Genomic DNA, 19521 nt, shown 5'->3' on the forward strand with positions numbered 1-19521 from the left:
GCACATGTTCGTTTCGTATTGGTTATCCCTTGAAAATTGGAAACGATGGCTCTGGTCATTCATTCGATTCACGCTGATCACAGGTTTGTCCTTCGTTATTTTATATCCAATTTTGCAGAAGATTTCGACAGCCATTAAAGATCGGACCGATCTGTACTCCCCGATTGTTGTGTGGATTCCAGAACATTTCACAATGAACAATTTTCGCGATGCGATTGCGATTATGGATTACTGGCACACGCTCTTTAACACGTTCACGCTGTCAGCCACAACGACCTTCCTGACGGCGGCCTCTTGCGCACTTGCGGGATATGGCTTTGCCAGGTTGAAGTTTAAGGGGAGCAATATTTTGTTTGCCTGCGTGATTCTGACTATCCTGGTTCCACCCACGACGATTTTGATCCCGATTTATTTGAATCTGAAAGATTTTACGTTGCTGGGGGTCATTCCACTTCTGACCGGCAAGTCGGTCAACATGCTCAACAGTTATTGGCCGTTTGTTTTGACTTCGCTGACGGCCAGCTCGCTGAAGGCCGGGCTATATATCTTTATCTTCCGTCAATTCTTCCGTGGGATTCCCAAGGAAATAGAGGAAGCGGCCTATATTGATGGAGCTGGGGTTGGTAAGACATTTATGCGCATCATGTTACCTAATGCGATTCCAGCGATCATGACGACAGCGTTATTCTCTTTCGTATGGCAATGGAATGACAGTTTCTATACAACCACTTACTTAACATCAAGCAAAGTCATGTCCACCCAACTGTCGTCTTTACCTTATAACTTGTCGATTCTGCTAGGTGGTGATCCATCCAAGGAAGATCCTTTTTACCTAAGCATGGTTCAGGATACGGGAATTTTGTTGGCCATTCTGCCGCTTATCATTATTTACTTGTTCGTTCAGCGGTACTTTGTAGAAAGTATTGAGCGTACAGGAATTGTAGGCTAGTTATTGCAGGGCAACCGAAGATAGATACTCCTTATATGAAACCGCCAAACTTTGTCATGGAACGATGACCTTCCTCTTCCTGAGGTGGAAATTCGCTCCATTAGGGGTTGGCGGTTTTTTGCTGTGCCTGGAAGAAGTGTTGGATGGATCATCAAGTGGTAAAGAACGGGATATGATGTAAACAGAAGGGTATTGATAGATAGTGGAATTTAAGTATAATTATACAATCAATCTATGGGAGAGGGTGGTCTCGGTTGCTGATTCGGGGGAAGAATATATCCAAATTCATGGTGATCGCTTTGGTATCAGGTTTGATCCTGGTGCCCGTGTACGGTTATCAAAGTAACCATGATCAGCTTCATCAGGAGCCGGTAACATCCAGTGAGAATGTGTATGCCGATATGTATTTGAGCAAATATGATCCGCCAGTCGAAGTCTCTTTGGTGAGGGAATTGGATGATGGTTTGGAAGATATTATAGAAGCGTTGCCTGATGAGACGATCGATGATAATCGTTGGAGTCAATTATATGAGCAAGTGCTTGGGATTAAACTCAACAATGATTGGGTCGTAAGAAGTGAGCAGTACCACAAAAAGCTAGGGATTGTATTGGCTTCCGGGAACATCCCGGACATCGTGAAAGTGAATGCCCAGCAGCTCAGACAATTGAGTCACGCCGGATTGATTCAGGACTTGACGATAGCCTATGAGAAATACGCCTCTCCACTAACGCAAGAGGTTCTCCAGCAAGAGGGAAGCGGTACATTGGAGTCGGGAATGATCAACGGTAAACTGATGGGCATTCCGTTGACGGATGCTTCGATTGAACGCGCAGTATTTCTTTGGATCAGAACTGATTGGCTAGAGCGATTGGGGCTACAAGCTCCGAAGACCATGGATGACGTATTAATGATTTCGAAAGCGTTTACAGAAATGGACCCGGATCAAAATGGCCTGCAAGATACGTATGGGCTGGCGGCTACGAACTACTTATGGGACCCTGTCATGGGATTGGGCGGATTTATGGCCGGTTATGGGGCTTACCCGAATATCTGGCTGGAGGATGGACATGGAAAGCTCGTTTATGGAGGAATTCAGCCAGAGGTGAAGGAGGCTCTGAAGGCACTGCAGGAGATGTATCGGAACCACGAAATTGACAGCGAGTTTATTTTCAAAAATGGAAGTAAGGCAAAGCAGCTTATTACGGATGGGAAAATTGGAATGGTTTACGGGGAACAATGGAGTTCCTTCTTCTTGCAATCGAGCCGAGGTTCTGATCCGAACGCTGATTGGAAGGCTTACCCTATCGTTGGCCAGGCCGGGGAGCAGGTAAAGGTCCCGTTGGAATTTAATACCAGTTATTTTTACGCTATACGGAAGGGATATCCACACCCTGAGGTGATTTTGAAACTGTTTAATCTCTATCTTGAGAAAAACTGGGGGATGACTGCCGAGTATGAGAAGTACTACAACAGCACGGTACCGGTTTGGGGATTGTCCCCTGTTACGCCTTTTCCCGCTAATAAAAATTGGGATGCCTACCTAAAAATTGAGGAAGCGCATCGCCTTGGTACAGAGGATCGATTAGAAGGCGAAGCCAGATTTATTCTCAACAAAATGAATCGATACCTAAATGGTGAGGAAGAAGGCGAGTCCGGTTGGGGATGGGAGAAAATTTATGGTCGCACTGGAGCGATGAGCATTTTGGACAGTTATCATCGCAATAATCAGTTGTTGTTTGATGCTTTCGCTGGTGCACCGACAGAAACGATGCTTGAGAAGCAGACCATCCTGGATCATATGCAGCATGATCGATTTGTAAATATTATTTTGGGTGATCCGATTGATGACTTTGACTTGTTCGTGCAAGACTGGCTTAAGCTTGGTGGTGCGCAAATCACGTCTGAAGTCAATCAATGGTATGCCGAGAAGAAAAATCGACGTTAAAGCTACTTACTTATGCATCGGGGGAGTTGAATTGCTCAAATTACCTGTAAATTCGCTTAGGCATACGATCTTTATCCGACTGGTAGCGACTTATCTCCTCGTCATTCTACCGCTGATCATTATGGGGATTTATTTATATAACTGGAGTTATCGATATGCAAGTCATGAGATTTCAAAGAATACTCAAGCCCAGATCACAACATATCTGGATGATTTGAACCGGGAAATCGAATGGCTGGAATTTCAGCAATATGATATTTCTCAAGATGACGAGCTAAACAAAATGGCGCTGACATGGGAGATGATGAGTAACGTTGAACGAAAGACAAGTTTGAATTATTTGTTACCCCGATTAGTCTCCATTAAAAATAGCAGCGCTTACATCAAAGACGTATTCGTGCATATCCCTAGCATGGATAAGACGATTTCGGCGATGACCGCGCTAACTCCTTTTGATGCCGTACGGTATAAGGAAATGAACAGGGCCAGGGAAAGAAGCGATTCAAGGCTTCTGCAGATTGACGACACCTTTCATCTGGTCGCGGCTAAATATGGAACGGCCAAAGGAACAGATCCGGTATTTATCGTCCAGATTGAGCTGGATGTACATAAACTGAGGGAATCCTTGATGCAAATCAATCTGTATGAGGAAAGTGGAGCTATTCTTGTATCAGAGAACTCCGGATTTACTATGGCGAGCCATGAAGAAGCAGAGCGTTTGATGAACGGAGTGTTACAGGAGATTTCAAACGCTCGCCTGCCTGTCGAGGAAGCCGTTAATAAATATTTAATTGACAAAGCTTACTCCGATAAATTGGGGCTTTCGGTTTATACCTATTTGCCGATCGAAGTGGTGAAACGACCGCTTAATAAATTTAGAACTTGGGCTTGGCTATTTGCAGGAACTACGTTGTTGGCGATCATCTTTTATGGCGCATCGACCTACAAAATGGTTCACAAACCGTTACTCCTCCTAGTTCAAAGTTTCAGAAAAATGGAAGATGGGCTGTTTAACATTCAAATATCGCATAAAAAGAAGGATGAGTTCGGCTATTTGTACGACCGATTCAATCAGATGCTCATCAAGCTGCAAAATTTGATCGATCAAGACTTCAAACAAAAATTGATGATGCAAAGATCAGAATTGAAGCAGCTTCAATCCCAGATTAATCCGCACTTTCTATACAATAGTTTTTTTATTTTGAGTTCACTAGCGAAGACCGGAGAGGTTGAGCAAATTGAATTATTCACGAAAATGCTTGGAGAGTACTTCCGCTTTATTACACGCAATAATGAAGATGACGTTCGACTTGTAGAAGAAGCCAGGCATTCTCGACTTTACACCGAAATCCAGAAGATGAGATTTTCAAGGCGAATCCAGGTGGATTTCGGCGAATTGCCGACATCTATGGAACAAATCCATGTACCGCGATTGATTATCCAACCGATTATCGAGAACGCTTATGAGCATAGCCTAGAGAAAATGCAAGAAGAAGGTCTATTGCGAGTTGCGTTTCATAAGGATCAGCATGAGGCTGTGATCACGATTGAAGATAACGGGACAGGATTAACGGATGATGATATTCAAGCATTAAACCAGCGAATTGCAGGTCATAGCAAATCCGCTGAAGTTACAGGGTTAATGAATATCCATAAGCGAATTGCCTTAACGTACGGACATGGAAGTGGATTAGTCCTTTCAAGAAGTCCGTTAAACGGCTTGCGGGTCCAAATACGAATTCAACTGGCGGAGGGGAATGGACATGTTTAGGCTCTTGATCGTTGATGATGAGGAAATTATTACGAATAGTTTATACGAAGTGTTTCATCAATGGATGCCTGATAAACTCGATGTTTGTAAAGCTTACTCCGGCAAAGAGGCACTGCATTGGATGTCGCGGTCTCGATTCGACATCGTTCTGACGGATATTCGTATGCCGGGCATGAGTGGATTGGAAATGACCGAGAGCATTAAAGGGCTTTGGCCCAGATGCAGAATTATCTTTTTAACCGGACATAGTGAATTTGATTATGCGTACAAAGCGATCCAAATCCCGAATGTTCGATATTTATTGAAGACCGAAGGCTTCGATAAGGTGATGGAGACCGTTCAGGAAGTGATTGAAGAGATCGAGCAAGGCAATCGAATGAATGAATGGTTGGAACAATCTCGGGAGCAGGTTGAAGCGCTGGAATGGATGGAGCAGGTGGAATATTTCCGGCAGTTGATTTCGGACAGTCTGTTCTTTCGTAACGATTCCAAATCCATGGCCCGAGATTTCGAGTATCTGAACATTGGTCTAAATCCTAATCTCCCTGTATTACTTGCACTTGGTCGTGTAGCCTATTCTGCTGAGCCGACGTATTCCGATAAGAAACAGGCTCTTCAATCGGTACGATGGATATGGAACTCTTTCATGGATCATGATGTACAAAACATCGGTGTGATTGATAAATATGGAGATTTATTATGGATTCTCCAACCGCTGCCTGATCAACCCAGCGATCGCGTCGTTCTGTACCTTGAGGGTACGCTTGAACTGATTCAGGAATCCTGTCTGGAGTCCCTTGGACTGTCTGTATCTTTTACGATCAGCGGGTTTCCTTGCGAATGGGAGAACGTCACGATGCAATATGATCGTTTGCGCCGATTACAGCAGTTGAAGATGGGAGAAGGCATCCCGATGATTTTGAAAGATCGAATGGATCCAGCAGGAGCCAAGGCGTATAAAGAAGGGGCTGAATCCTATCCGAAAGTCAGCATCATAGAAGCGCATTTAGAGGCGGGCAAGGAAACTGAATTTATGATGGAACTGGAACAGCTAACGCAAAAGGTTCTAATCGGCCAAGATAATCTGCAAAATGGGGTTCAGGTATATTATGCGATAGCCCTTGCCCTCTATGCCCAGTTGTCTCGATTTGAACTTCAACATTTGGAGGGGATACAAGGGAAGCTGCTGGATTTGGAAGGGCATAAGTCCATGAAGGATGCCTTTCAGTATCTGAAGCAAACGGCGGAGCATATTTTTGCACTCAAGAAGATGGATCATCGGAGCCGGACGGCACATGTGATCGACCAGATATGCCAATATATCGAGGAGCATTTGAACGAGGATGTATCCCTTGTGCATTTAGCTGAACGTCATTATTTCAACCCGTCCTATTTATCTCGGTTGTTCAAACAAGAGCGGGGGATTACGTTGTCTGAATATATCGAAAAATGCCGGATTCATCGAGCTGAACAGCTGCTGAAGGATGGGGACCTGAAAGTAAGAGATATCGCATCGCTTGTCGGTTATGATGCAGCCCATTCTTTTACCCGTTTTTTTAAAAAAGTAACCGGCCTGACGCCTCAGAAATATAGGGAGAATTACGTGAGGTAACGGGGATCTATCCTTTGGCGGGTGATAACCAGATAGGATGACGGGTTGTTTCCCATTCTTATAACGGATACACTTTACTCGACCAATCCATATGAACGCATGATAAGGATAGGTGATCTTATAAGATAAGGGAGGCTCTTTAGGGCATGAAATCCAGAAAGCCCTTCCTGGTTATCACCATGATCGTGGTTGTCCTGTGTCTTGTAGTTGCGCTGGCGAGTGTGAAGAATTTGAATCCTGCCGAAGTCGTAGAAAATAAGGAAAACGGGGAGATGAGTGACACATTGAAGGATGAAGTCAAGCAAGACCTGAGGAGTGCTGCCATAGGGAAGATTCCGCCTAACGGGAATCCTGTCGTCTCTCATAAATTCGGAGCAGATCCCTATGCATTGGTCGTAGATGGGCGCGTTTATTTGTATAACACGAACGATGTGTTCGAATATGATGCCAGTGGAAATGTGAAGGACAATAGCTATTTCTCGATTAATAAGTTATCGGTCATTTCCTCTGAAGACCTGATAAACTGGACCGATCATGGTGCCATCCATGTTGCGGGCCCAGAAGGTGCTGCGGTATGGGCGACGCAATCATGGGCACCGGCGGCGGCTCACAAGGTGATCGATGGCAAAGATCGCTTCTTCCTCTATTTTGCCAACAATGCCAGCGGGATTGGCGTATTAACCAGCGATAGTCCGCTGGGGCCATGGGTTGATCCGATTGGTAAGCCGCTGATTACAAGGGCTACTCCGGGGGTGAAAGATGTCACCTGGCTGTTCGATCCTGCCGTATTTGTGGACAACGATGGGGAAGCTTATATATATTTTGGCGGTGGGATACCGGAAGGCAAGGCAGATATGCCGAATACAGCACGGGTGATGCGGCTTGGTGAAGATATGATCAGTGTTGTTGGCGAAGCCGTTACGATCCCTGCGCCATACATGTTCGAGGATTCGGGTATTAACAAAGTGAATGGAAAATATTACTACACTTATTGCTCCAATTTCGCTGAAGGCCCACGGCCAGATAACAGCCCTCCGCCTGGTGAAATTGCCTATATGGTCAGTGATCATCCGATGGGACCATGGACTTATCAAGGTGTTATTCTCAAAAACCCCGGATACTTCTTTGGGGTTGGTGGCAACAATCATCACGTCATTTTTCAGTTTAATGAAGATTGGTATATTGCTTATCATGCTCAAACGTTGTCCAAAGCGATGGGAGTTCCTAAAGGTTACCGTTCGACTCATTTGAACAAAGTACAATTTGAACCCGACGGTTCCATTCAGGAGATTGTCGCCGACATGCAAGGGGTACCCGTCCTCAAACCCTTTAATCCGTTCCTGCAGACGCGGGCGGTGACGATGGCATGGAATGCCGGGATCCAGGTGAAACCGTCAACGGGAAATAACGATAATTTGGATAGTCCGGCGTTGGTCGTAACAGAGATTCACGACAAGGACTGGATCGCTGTTGCTCATGTTCATTTTCAATCAGGAGCATCGTCATTCACCGCTTGGGTGACAGGAATTGGAGCAGGAGGGAAAATCGAGCTTCGGTTGGATGATCCCAATGGTGAGCTAATCGGAACTGTTGAGGTACCGGAAGCTGCAGATATGAAGCAGCCGATGGAAGTCTCAACGGTGGTATCGGGTGTTTCAGGCTTACATGATCTCTACTTTGTGTTTAAAGGGGAGACCACTTCACCGCTGTTTGACTTTGAAGCCTGGCAGTTTCACCCGTGAGATTACTGGCGATACTTTACAGGGATCTTAGCCTTTGAAGAGGGTGTCTAAGGGGTTGAAAAGTACCCTTGATTGAAAAAAATAATCGGCCAGGTTCATGCCCGGCCGATTATTTTCTTTGATGGTTTACGTTGCTAACCGATGGCGGGATTGCATTTTTCTGTAGAGATTCGCATTTACGCCGGTATGGGCTTTAAACTTCTTGTAGAACCAGTCCAGATCACGGTAACCGACGTTTTCCGCAATTTCATGGATTTTCATGTCTGTTTGCACCAGGAGAGATTTGGCCTTCTCCATTCGTTGAACGAGTAAATATTCGCTGAAGGTCATTTTCTCATGGATTTTGAATTTCTGAACGAGGTAGGAGTAATTGAAGTGCATTTTCTCCGCAATTTCCTTCAATGTAATACTTTGATCCATTGCATTCTTGACGTATTCTTTGACTGCATCGATGACAGGATCCTGCTTCAAGGTACTGATTGCATCAAGTCGGTCATTCAGGCTGGAAATGTCCAAACTATCTTCTTTTGGATTTGCGAGCCCTTGTAAACTGCTGTTTAATTCGTTCATGGAGAATGGAGCCGGTAAATAATCGTTAACTTGCAGTTGAACGGCCTTTCGGGCCCAATAGAAGTCCGTACTTCCTCCGGTGATGATGATAGGAAGTTGGCTGAAGTAACGAATTTGCTCACATAACTTCATCCCTTCGTCATTGGCCTTAAAAACATGGATAATAACTACGGTATATCGATTGTTCGATAATAATGGAATCACGGACGAAGATGATCTAATGCAATGATGCAGAGCTCCCTTCAGACCGTTCCAGTCGGGTCGATCCTCCGCATACTCAGCGTGATGTGGTGCCAGATCCACAACCAAGGCTTTATGCACAGCACTTCCTCCTTTGAACTACAACTCACAGCTTTGGTACAGCGCTTACATTATTATTTAATACCATTATGGGCAAAGGAGCTTTTGGATCACAATGTACATCATTTTAGATTCCTAGCCGATGTTTACCTTTTCCTGTAATTTGACGGGTGACAAACCCTAAGTTTGACAGGTTGTTGCACTAAAATGTAAGTGCTAACATTTACAGTACAAACAAATGATAGGTATACATCGACAAAATGATCTCCTTCTCCGTGAAAGGTGGTTACATTATCATGTCACGAATCATGAAATACCGTTTTTGGATTGTTACAGCTATAGCGGCTGTGATTTTGGTATCTGTGTTTCTTTTATCGAACAAATTTCCGCTAAACAACGAGGATGAGCGGATAGGAAATCCTGGCGTGGCCTCTACGGAGAAGACAGAAGAACAACGGGTACAACAGACCGATGAGACCGATGTCCCATCATTACATGAACTTTTCGCTAAGGATTTTGGGATTGGTGCTGCGATCGAACCTGGCCAAATCACAGGACGTTCGGCTGAATTGTTTAAGAAGCATGTCAACTGGTTGGTTGCGGAGAATGCGATGAAGATGGATGCGATTCAGCCAGTGGAAGGTCAATTTCAATGGGCAAATGCAGATCGAATTGTGGAGTTCGCCAAGAAGAATAACATGCAAGTACGGTTTCATACGCTAGTTTGGCATAACCAGGTAGGGGATTGGTTTTTTAAAGATGCAGATGGAAAACCGATGGTGGAGGAGACGGACCCGAAGCGTCAAGAAGCGAACAGAAGGCTGCTATTGAAGCGTTTAGATACGCATGTCAGAACGGTTGTCTCCCGGTATAAAGACGATATTTCATCCTGGGATGTGGTGAATGAGGTCATTGAGCCAGGAGATCCAGATGGGATGCGCAATAGTGATTGGTACAAGATTACTGGAACCGATTACATCGCCACCGCATTTCGTGCTGCTCGTGAAGCGGGGGGGCCGGATATCAAATTGTATATTAACGATTATGGCACCGATAACCCGGTAAAGAGGGATCGACTATATCAATTGGTAGCACAAATGATTGAGCAAGACGTTCCGATTGACGGGGTCGGTCATCAAACGCACATCGATATCTACAATCCGTCTATAGATTCGATTATTACTTCCATGCGAAAATTCGCGGATCTCGGTTTAGACAACCTGGTTACAGAGCTCGATATGAGCATCTATGCCTGGAACGATCATAGCGATTACGGGGAGCAGATTCCAGACCACATTCTGAACCTTCAAGCGGAACGTTACGGTAAGTTGTTCCAGGCGTTTCGCGAGAATAAAGGCATCCTAAGTGGAGTTGTATTTTGGGGGATAGCTGACGATCATACCTGGCTCCATGGGTTTCCAGTTCCACGAACGAACGCCCCCTTGTTATTCGATCAACAACATGAACCGAAGCCGGCTTTCTGGGCTGTGGTAGAGGCAGCGAAGGCGAAGTAGTAACCTTGTCATCACATGATCACAGGGAGAGTCGTCATCTGCGAAGGGAGGATCATTAGGTGAACCAGATGCTGATCAAGAATCCAATCTTCTGGGCGGACGTTCCCGATGTTGATCCAATTCGGGTAGGGAACGCTTATTACATGGTCAGCACCAGCATGCACTCGATGCCGGGCTGTCCAATTATGAAATCCGAAGATTTGATGCACTGGGAAATCGTTAGCTACGTGTATGATACGTTGGAGGATCATGAGGCCCATCGTCTTGAAAACGGTAAGAACATTTACGGGCAAGGCTCATGGGCTCCGAGTTTGCGTTTTCATCAAGGATATTTTTATGCGTGCTTTTCCAGCAACGATACTGGCCGGTTTTATGTTTACCGTACTCATGAGATCACATCCGGTTCATGGCAGCGGTTTGTCATGAATGGTCTCAGGCATGATCCCAGTCTGCTGTTCGATGATGGCCGGGTGTACGTGATCTATGGGAACGGGGATATCTACATTACTGAGTTGACCGCAGATGCAACAGCACTTCAACCCGGTGGCCTTCATCAACGCCTTCTCAGAACAGAAAGTGAAGGTATTCTATTACGCTGTGAAGGTTGCCACGCCTATAAGATCAACGGGTATTATTATTTGTTATTTATAGAATGGCCAAAGACCGGCAACGGCAGACGCAGACAAATCTGTTATCGATCTCGTGAATTACTGGGACCTTATGAACGTAAAGTCGTCCTGGACGACGATTGTGGTTACCATAACAAGGGAATTGCCCAAGGCGGGATCTTTGATACACCGAATGGCAAATGGTATGCAATGCTGTTCCAGGATCATGATGCCGTTGGAAGAATTCCCTACTTGATTCCAGTGACCTGGGAGGACGATTGGCCGGTATTCGGCACCCGCGGCAAAGTCCCGAAGCAGTTTGAAGTTGATTTACAACTTAAGAGTGCTAAGCCACTAGTAATCAGCGATGAGTTCGAATATGAACATAATCAGCTTGCTCTCAACTGGCAGTGGAACCATAACCCGGATCCTCGGTTATGGTCAGTTACGGAACGTCCCGGCTTTTTGAGATTAACATCAGGGAGTTTGACCACCAGCGTGCTACAGGCGCGTAATACACTAACTCAACGCACGGAAGGACCTGCCTGTACCGGGATGATTTTATTAGATACGACTTCTCTTCGTCCGGGTGATCATGCGGGACTGGTGGCTCTACAAAGTCATTTTGGCACGGTAGGGGTTAAGGTATCAGAGAGTGGAGACAAGTTCATCGCGATGTGTGTGAATGGTGGAAATGGTCAGGAGAAAGAGCTTGAGAGAGTCCCTTTTTCCGGTAGAAATGTACGTTTGAAAATCCAGTTTAACTTTGAGAATAGTATAGATTTGGCTACCTTTCATTATTCCCTGGATGGATTGGAATGGTTCCCGATTGGTGAAATGCTGAAAATGCGTTATACCTTGGATCACTTTATGGGGTATCGTATCGGGTTATTCTACTATGCAACGAGACAAATTGGCGGACACGCAGATTTTGATTATTTTCACTATGAAAAACCTCGGTCCTAATCTCGTAAAATAGATGAACCGGGGAGTTTGGGATATACTCTCATGATTTCACATAAATTCCAAAACTAATCAAAGAAGGAGATGATGAATTTAATGAAGAGAACAAGATGGGCTATCAAGCTATTCCTCGTGCTGTTACTCCTGCTGCCTAATGCGCTGCAGACGAACAACACGGCAGATGCATGGTCAGGTATGCCGATGTCCAAGCTGCGTGTCAGCGGAAATCAACTAGTTAACAGCAGCAATCAACCCGTTCTTCTCAGCGGGTGGCATCAGCCGGGAGGTTCGTACTGGACATATCAGGGAAGCAAATATTATCTGAACCGAAACGGCGGTAATCGTCATGCGGCTATCCTGGAGTATTTAAAAGATATTACCGATACTTTCACAGATACGTCACCGAAGTATGGTAACAATCATGGTTGGTATATGAACCAGGTAAGACTATTTATCGAACGTGAAGACATGGGCGATGTTGCAGCAGGAACTTACAATTTTGCTGGGGTACAGGCCTTTACGCAAAACGTGATTAAACCATATATTGAATATGCCAGGCAGAAGGGAATCTACGTGGTATTAGGCCTTGACTTTACATTCCAGGACAATCAGGCGACCACGCAAGCAAATTTGGACAAATTCAAGCAAATCTGGGGTTATCTTGCCTCCCAGCCTGGAATCAAGAGCGCAGACAATGTGATGTTCGAGTTGATTAACGAGCCTGTTCTTTCTTATGCAAAAGGACGTTGGGGAGGACATCCATCGGATCCAGACTTCCCGGCGTTCTGGGATGCTCTTCGCGATTTTCAGAATTCGATCATTTCCACGATTCGGAGTCAAGGAGCCGATAACGTCATTTGGGCAGCCGGTCTTGGCTGGGATCAATACTATCAGCTCTGCGCTTCTCGGCCACTTACCGATCCGTTAAACAACTACGGTTATGCCGTGCATTGGTATCCGGGTTACGGGGCCAAAGATAATGCTCAGATCCTTCAACAGCAATGGGATACGAACATTAAACCATGTGCGGATAACTATCCGATTAATATTACAGAAACGACTTGGTTCAAAACATTGCCGGGAGATTCCAGCTATTGGGAACTATTTAATGGATCAAACGAGGGATTTGGCAAGAACACCAAAGCAATTTTTACAGCTGCCGGTAACGTTAGCATTGCGGTTCATATGAATGGATTTTTGTTGCAGCCGGGGCCAAGAAGTACGTTCGCCGATCCAACAGCAGGTTTGCTCTTTGATGGCAATGCTGCACGCGATGGGATGGCTCGCTTTATCTTTGAATGGTATTACGAGCGGGCGCAGTTACATCCATGGAATGGCTTATGGAACGGTTTGACCTCTGGAGAAACTTACAAAATCAAGAATCGTGCCACAGGCAAGATGATTGATGTTCCTGGAGGCCAGAACAGCAATGCGCTACAGTTACAGCAATGGTCTGATAATAATGCCACAGCTCAGCGCTGGGTGGCAGACGATATGGGAGTTTATAACAATGTGTATCGTTTACGTAGCGCAAGTTCCAGCGATGGCAAGGTGATGGATGTAAGGAATGGCTCCAAAAATAACGGAGAGGCCATACAGCTCATGCAAGATTTCGGTAATGAAGCTCAGCGGTTTCGGTTGATCAAACTAAGCAACGGCTATTGGAGTATCCTTAATACGAACAGCAATAAAGCTGTTGAAGTGGCAGGCGGATCAAACGCAGACGGAGCGAAACTTCAACAGAATCCCTATCGTGGGGATTTACATCAACAATGGCAATTGATTAGTGTTGAAGGCGGGGGAGATAACACGCCGAATACACCACCGAATACATCGCCGAGCACATCCGCACCCGTAGGTTTTGATCAGTATCGAAATAATATTCCAAGAGGGACTATGGAAACGATCAAATATTTTTCTAGTACTGTCGGAAATGAACGCCAGGCAATGATATATAAACCCCCAGGTTACACCGAGGGTAAAACGTATAACGTGCTCTATTTATTGCATGGGATCGGGGGAGATGAGACCGAATGGTACCGTCATGGAAGCCCCCAAGTCATATTAGACAATCTCTATGCTGACGGTAAACTTGAACCGATGATCGTCGTTCTTCCGAATGGTCGGGCGATGCCAAATGATCGTGCGGAAGGGGATATCTTTGCCCCAGATAAAATCCAAGCGTTTGAAAGATTTGAAATGGATTTGCTTCAAGATTTAATTCCTTATATCGAGTCACGTTATTCGGTCTCTACAGGCCGAGAAAACCGTGCTATTGCAGGGTTGTCGATGGGCGGAGGGCAAGCCTTGAACATTGGTTTAAAGCATCTTGACACCTTCGCCTGGGTAGGAGCCTTCTCTGCTGCTCCAAATACGAAAGCGCCAGAGCAGCTTGTCCCGAACCCTGCTGAAGCAACGGCTAAGCTAAAATTGTTATGGATATCGTGCGGAAATCAGGATGATCTGAAACCCCATAGTGAACGAACACATGCTTACTTGGCAGAGAAGCAGGTTCCACACATTTGGTTCGAAGAACCTGGCGGTCACGATTGGCCTGTATGGAAGAACGACCTGTATCATTTCTCTCAGCTTTTGTTTAGAAATAATTAATGTGACCAAAGCCTTGCCTTATGGCAGGGCTTTTTATCATGAGAAAGACAGGAATACAACGATGAAATAAAAAAAACAAGTATGCTGACCTCATTTGGTCAGCACACTTGTTGCTCATTCCCGAAAACTTACTTACTCTGCTTTCACCAAGATTTTGATTTGATTCCGTTCTTTCAGCAGACCTTCAAAGCCTTCTTCAATCGCTTGGTCCAGCTTAATGCGCTTCGTCACCAGCTTGTCCGCCGAGAAGTAGCCTTGAGCCATCAAGCTGATCACCGCCGGGAAGACGTCGCGGTAGCCGATAACGCCGCTTACGGTACGTTCCTTCATGACGATGTTTTGCGGATGGAGGGAGGCTTCCTTCTCAAAAATGCTGACGATCATCGTTTCACCGCCGATTTTGGTGGATAGGATCGCCTGGGTTAGCACGGGAGAAACCCCTGTCACTTCATAGGCTACGTCCACACCGCCTTGCGTGCGCTTGTGAATTTCTTCGACGGCATCGTATTCTTTCGGATCGATGACGATGGCGCCGAGCTCGGCAGCCTTCTGCTTCCGTTCCTCAGACAGCTCGACCGCATAGATTTCCGAAGCCCCTGAAGCCTTCAGTGCTTCGATCACCAGCAGACCAATTGGCCCGGTGCCAAAGACAGCTGCTTTGTCGCCCACTTTAAATTTACTGGAGCGGACTGCATGAAGTGCTACAGCGGATGGCTCAACCAGGGCGCCTTGCTCGAAGGATACCGAATCCGGGATTTTATGCAGCATTTGTTCCGGTACGTTGGCATATTCGGAGAATCCGCCGCCTCCGCCCGCCAGGCCGAAGAAGCCCATTTTATCGCAAAGATTGTATTTCCCTTGCTTACAAGCCTCGCAGGTTCCGCAGGCATAGATCGGTTCAACCACGACGCGATCGCCGACGGCCACGCGGGTGACGCCTTCGCCAACTTCAACCACTTGTCCGGAAAATTCATGTCCCATGACGATCGGCGCTTTATCTCCGCTTAACGGGTGGGTTTCCAGAGGGATAAAAATCGGGCCGGCTACATATTCGTGCAGATCACTGCCGCAAATCCCGCACCATTCCACCTTGATTTTCGCTTTGCCCGGTTCCGCTTTTGGCTCCTCGATGTTCTCCAGTCTTAGGTCCTTGACGCCATACCATCTTAAAGCTTTCACTTGAACTCATCTCCTCGTAAGTTATGAACCTCAATTTCTAGTTTACTCCTTTTTGGGGGGCAGGATTCCCATTGATTTGTTAAAATTTTGTTAATTCAAATCTAATAAAACTTAGGAGATGCTTCCCTGGTTCTTGGAAATGGTTACAAAGCGGTTTTATAGTTTTGAGCCTGAAAAATAGAGAGAATTGAAGGAAACAGGGGGTTGGGCGAGATGTATTCGGATTAAAGCCTGAAATTTCACCCTGAACTGCTATGACAACGAGATATTGTATAGTATAATGGTATTCGCACACAATATATTGTGATTCATACATATGATATTACCGTTTACAGGGTGTGTGCCGCGGTGATCAAGCGGGCGATTTCCGGCTTGATACAGCGTTTTTTTTCGTTTTTTTGCCTAATTTCGACTTTAGGAATCGAGGCGAATGACTGATTAATTAAAGGATACTCTGAATCAATTTTTAGGAGGGTGTTTTCTTTGAAAACTGTGCAAAAACAGCGCCTTGAGGGGCTAAGTGAGAAAATCTTCTTGGACCGGTACGCCTGGAAGGACGCGGATCCTAGCCACGCCAAAGTGGGCGATGTCGTACTCGTTCTGACGAAGGACGACCCAAAATTCCCGACGAAGGAAGTAGGGGAGGTTGTTGCCCGTGACGGCCGTAAGGTTACGGTGAAGACCCGCCGGGGAGATCTGGTGGAGACCGACGTCGAGAAGCTGACCCTCAATATCGAGAAAACGCCTGAAGAAATGTGGGACCGTCTGGCCAAAGCGATGGCTTCGGTAGAGGAGACGCCGGAGAAACAGAAGGAATGGGAAGAGAAATTCCGTTATATTCTGGATGATTGGAAGCTTGTTCCGGGCGGACGGATTGCAGCTGGCGCAGGTGCCAGCGATGAATTAACGTTGTTCAACTGTTACGTTATTCCTTCGCCGAAGGACAGCCGGGGCGGCATTATGGAAACTCTGTCCGAAATGACCGAGATCATGGCTCGCGGCGGCGGTGTTGGGATTAACTTGAGCTCCCTTCGTCCGCGTCGTGCGATCGTTCGTGGCGTGAACGGCTCTTCCAGCGGTGCGGTTTCTTGGGGCGGCTTGTTTAGCTACACCACTGGTCTGATTGAGCAAGGCGGCAGCCGTCGCGGTGCGTTGATGCTGATGATCAATGACTGGCATCCGGATGTGCTGGACTTCATTACCGTGAAGCAAACGATGGGCCAAGTGACCAATGCGAACCTGTCGGTTTGCGTCAGCAACGCCTTCATGAAAGCTGTGAAGGAAGACCTCGATTGGGAACTGGTATTCCCGGATACAACTTATGAGGATTACAACGAGGTGTGGGACGGCGATCTTGATAAATGGAGAGCTGATGGACGTAAAGTCATCCACTACCGTACCGTCAAGGCGCGTGAAATCTGGCATACGATCATCGAATCGGCTTGGAAATCCGCTGAGCCGGGCGTGGTCTTCATGGAATACTACAACCAAATGTCCAACAGCTGGTACTTTAACCCGATCATCTGTACGAATCCGTGCGGGGAGCAAGGGTTGCCGGGCTGGGGCGTATGTAACCTGTCGGCGATGAACTTGTCCAAGTTCTACGATGAAGAGAAACATGATGTCGCATGGGATGAACTGGCGACAACTACGCGTTATTCGGTTCGCTTCCTGGACAATGTCATCAACAAGACGCCTTATCATTTTGAAGAAAACGAGAAGAACCAGAAGAAAGAGCGCCGCGTCGGCCTCGGAACGATGGGTCTGGCCGAGCTGATGATCAAGCTGAACATCCGTTACGGCAGCCCGGAATCGCTGGAATTCCTCGATAAATTGTATGGCTTCATTGCGAAGGAAGCTTACTTGGCCTCTGCGGATATCGCAGAAGAGAAAGGCTCCTTCCCGGCATTTGAAGCTGATAAATTCCTGCAAAGCGGCTTTATGAAGAACATGACGGAAGTGTATCCGGAAGTTGGCGAAGCAGTTCGTACCAAAGGGATTCGCAACGTCACCATCATTACCCAAGCGCCAACGGGCAGCACGGGGACGATGGTAGGCACCTCGACGGGGATCGAACCGTACTTTGCCTTCAAATATTACCGTCAAAGCCGTCTCGGCTTTGACGAGCAATTCGTGCCGATCGCTCAGGAATGGATGGACGCGCATCCGGGCGAACCGTTGCCGGATTACTTCGTAACGGCGATGGATTTGTCTGCGGAAGATCATATCCGTGTACAAGCAGCCATTCAACGTTGGGTGGACAGCTCGATCTCGAAAACGGCCAACTGCCCGTCTGACTTTACGGTGGAAGATACGAAACGGCTGTATGAACTAGCCTTCGACCTGGGCTGCAAAGGCGTAACGATTTACCGCGACGGCAGCCGTGACGTGCAAGTTCTGCAAACCGAGAAGAAAGAGGAGAAGAAAGAGGAAGCACCTGCTCAAGCTAGCGCACCGGCAACTCCACAAGCGGCAAGTGCATTGGGTCAAACCAGCAGCCCAAAAACCGGCGAACAATACAAGAGACGCCCGCAAGTGCTGCATGGAGCAACGTATAAAATCAACACGCCGTTTGGCATGGCCTATATCACGATCAATGACATGAACGGGACTCCAGGTGAGATCTTCTTGAACGTAGGGAAAGCTGGTTCTGACGTATTCGCGATGGCTGAAGCCCTTGGCCGCGTCTGCTCGCTGTTCCTGCGTTACGGCGACCATGGCGAGAAGGTTGAACTGCTGATTAAGCACCTTAAAGGCATCGGCGGTACGGGAGCGATCGGTTTTGGTCCTAACCGCGTTGAATCGATCGCGGACGCCGTCGCCAAAGCGTTGGAGACGCACGTACAAAACGGACCTTACGGCGACCACGACCCAGCGCCGGTAGCCGCAACGGTTGCACAGGAGACAGCACACGTTCACGGCACGGCAGACGGCTCGCATGGCGGCTACAGCCACGGCAGCGCACCGGCCACCTCGCGCGACCTGTGCCCATCCTGCGGCTCCGCCTCGCTGATCAACATCGAGGGCTGCAAAACTTGCAGCAACTGCGGGTATAGCAAGTGCTCGTAAGAATTGGATAGATATCCGTTGTATTGACTGGTGTTATTTTACGTTAAAAGTTGTAAACGTTGAGCGTCACGCAAATTGAGAGTAGCTTCACAAATAAATTAAAGAAAAAAACGTAAACGAAGGGACGTTTCAAAAAAATTGAAACGCCCTTTTTTTCGTGACGCTTATGCCACAAGATATTATCAATAAATTCCTTCAAAAAGAACGAGATTTTTGATTCCATAAACTCTTGACAAGTGGTTCAGATTTGTTTGTCATTAATGTCGTGATTATCATTCCTAAATGGGGATTGATCAGATGTTACCCCTTTTCAGGTACCCCGACTTTGAGTTTATTCAAACAGTCGATGGGATCAATAAAATGTTCGGGATTTATAGACTTTGAAGTGATTGACATTCAAATTATAGGAATGGGTAAGTTGTCCATAACGACCAAATTTTGCGGTAAAAATATTATTGTTGATTTAGAGATATTAATTAAAGGAATATCGTAAAGTGCTTGAAACTTAATAAATGGGCAAAAGATTGAAATCTCACCTTTTATTCTCCAAAGGTAAATTTCTTATTATGGTGCTTGATATTTTTGAAGGAAAAGCCACTCTTATTTATTGAGAAAGGTTTTTCTAGTCTCCCGCGTGTCAACTCATATAAAAATGTTACCGAAGGATAATGGTTCACTCACGTAATTT

The 19521-nt window shown here is 46.4% G+C and carries 11 protein-coding genes; 9 read left to right on the forward strand and 2 right to left on the reverse strand.

Annotated elements, in window-relative coordinates:
- Window positions 1–4 precede the first annotated feature (4 nt).
- The 5 genes from RW092_RS08980 (at window position 5) to RW092_RS09000 (ending at window position 8020) form a co-directional block, all read left to right on the forward strand.
- Entirely contained in the window at window positions 5–949 is a 945-nt protein-coding gene (locus tag RW092_RS08980; RefSeq protein WP_316010023.1) for a carbohydrate ABC transporter permease, read from the forward strand.
- A 287-nt stretch (window positions 950–1236) separates the two neighbouring features.
- Complete coding sequence (locus RW092_RS08985) at window positions 1237–2895, forward strand: extracellular solute-binding protein (protein ID WP_316010024.1); 1659 nt, start codon at window positions 1237–1239, stop codon at window positions 2893–2895.
- Between the two features lie 31 nt (window positions 2896–2926).
- Window positions 2927–4666, forward strand: a complete 1740-nt coding sequence (locus tag RW092_RS08990; protein WP_316010025.1) for a sensor histidine kinase — start codon at window positions 2927–2929, stop codon at window positions 4664–4666.
- Window positions 4659–6278, forward strand: coding sequence for a response regulator transcription factor (locus RW092_RS08995; RefSeq protein ID WP_316010026.1), 1620 nt, complete (start codon window positions 4659–4661; stop codon window positions 6276–6278). Before RW092_RS08990 ends, RW092_RS08995 begins: the two co-directional genes overlap by 8 nt.
- A 146-nt stretch (window positions 6279–6424) precedes the next feature.
- Window positions 6425–8020 carry a glycoside hydrolase family 43 protein gene (locus RW092_RS09000; RefSeq protein WP_085278334.1) on the forward strand — a complete coding sequence of 532 codons (1596 nt, stop codon included), beginning with the start codon at window positions 6425–6427 and terminating at the stop codon, window positions 8018–8020.
- A 126-nt stretch (window positions 8021–8146) separates the two neighbouring features.
- Here RW092_RS09000 and RW092_RS09005 read toward each other — a convergent pair whose 3' ends face one another.
- A complete protein-coding gene (locus tag RW092_RS09005; protein WP_085278333.1) occupies window positions 8147–8911 on the reverse strand; it encodes a response regulator transcription factor in 765 nt (254 codons plus the stop codon).
- 275 nt (window positions 8912–9186) lie between these two features.
- Between RW092_RS09005 and RW092_RS09010 the strand changes: the two genes are divergently transcribed.
- From RW092_RS09010 to RW092_RS09020, 3 genes are all read left to right on the forward strand, one after another.
- Entirely contained in the window at window positions 9187–10404 is a 1218-nt protein-coding gene (locus RW092_RS09010) for an endo-1,4-beta-xylanase (RefSeq protein ID WP_085278332.1), read from the forward strand.
- Between the two features lie 68 nt (window positions 10405–10472).
- Window positions 10473–11978, forward strand: a complete 1506-nt coding sequence (locus RW092_RS09015) for a glycoside hydrolase family 43 protein (protein ID WP_410055527.1) — start codon at window positions 10473–10475, stop codon at window positions 11976–11978.
- A 93-nt stretch (window positions 11979–12071) separates the two neighbouring features.
- The gene (locus tag RW092_RS09020) at window positions 12072–14585 is read left to right on the forward strand and encodes an RICIN domain-containing protein (protein WP_316010028.1); all 2514 of its coding nucleotides are present in this window, start codon (window positions 12072–12074) and stop codon (window positions 14583–14585) included.
- 132 nt (window positions 14586–14717) lie between these two features.
- On the opposite strand, the gene RW092_RS09025 is transcribed toward RW092_RS09020, so the two are convergent.
- Window positions 14718–15764: a 2,3-butanediol dehydrogenase gene (locus tag RW092_RS09025; RefSeq protein ID WP_316010029.1), complete on the reverse strand. Its 1047-nt coding sequence runs from the start codon at window positions 15762–15764 to the stop codon at window positions 14718–14720.
- A gap of 483 nt (window positions 15765–16247) precedes the next feature.
- Between RW092_RS09025 and RW092_RS09030 the strand changes: the two genes are divergently transcribed.
- A complete protein-coding gene (locus RW092_RS09030; protein ID WP_316010030.1) occupies window positions 16248–18833 on the forward strand; it encodes an adenosylcobalamin-dependent ribonucleoside-diphosphate reductase in 2586 nt (861 codons plus the stop codon).
- Window positions 18834–19521: the final 688 nt, after the last annotated feature.

It is taken from the genome of Paenibacillus sp. 3LSP, assembly GCF_032465655.1.
Taxonomy (GTDB): Bacteria; Bacillota; Bacilli; order Paenibacillales; family Paenibacillaceae; genus Fontibacillus; species Fontibacillus barengoltzii.

What these genes read in the sequence shown, in the direction of transcription:
- RW092_RS08980 (WP_316010023.1), top strand. Translation starts at nt 5, where the DNA reads ATGTTCGTTTCGTATTGGTTATCCCTTGAAAATTGGAAACGATGGCTC.
- RW092_RS08985 (WP_316010024.1), top strand. Translation starts at nt 1,237, where the DNA reads ATGGTGATCGCTTTGGTATCAGGTTTGATCCTGGTGCCCGTGTACGGT.
- RW092_RS08995 (WP_316010026.1), top strand. Translation starts at nt 4,659, where the DNA reads ATGTTTAGGCTCTTGATCGTTGATGATGAGGAAATTATTACGAATAGT.
- RW092_RS09000 (WP_085278334.1), top strand. Translation starts at nt 6,425, where the DNA reads ATGAAATCCAGAAAGCCCTTCCTGGTTATCACCATGATCGTGGTTGTC.
- RW092_RS09010 (WP_085278332.1), top strand. Translation starts at nt 9,187, where the DNA reads ATGTCACGAATCATGAAATACCGTTTTTGGATTGTTACAGCTATAGCG.
- RW092_RS09015 (WP_410055527.1), top strand. Translation starts at nt 10,473, where the DNA reads ATGCTGATCAAGAATCCAATCTTCTGGGCGGACGTTCCCGATGTTGAT.
- RW092_RS09020 (WP_316010028.1), top strand. Translation starts at nt 12,072, where the DNA reads ATGAAGAGAACAAGATGGGCTATCAAGCTATTCCTCGTGCTGTTACTC.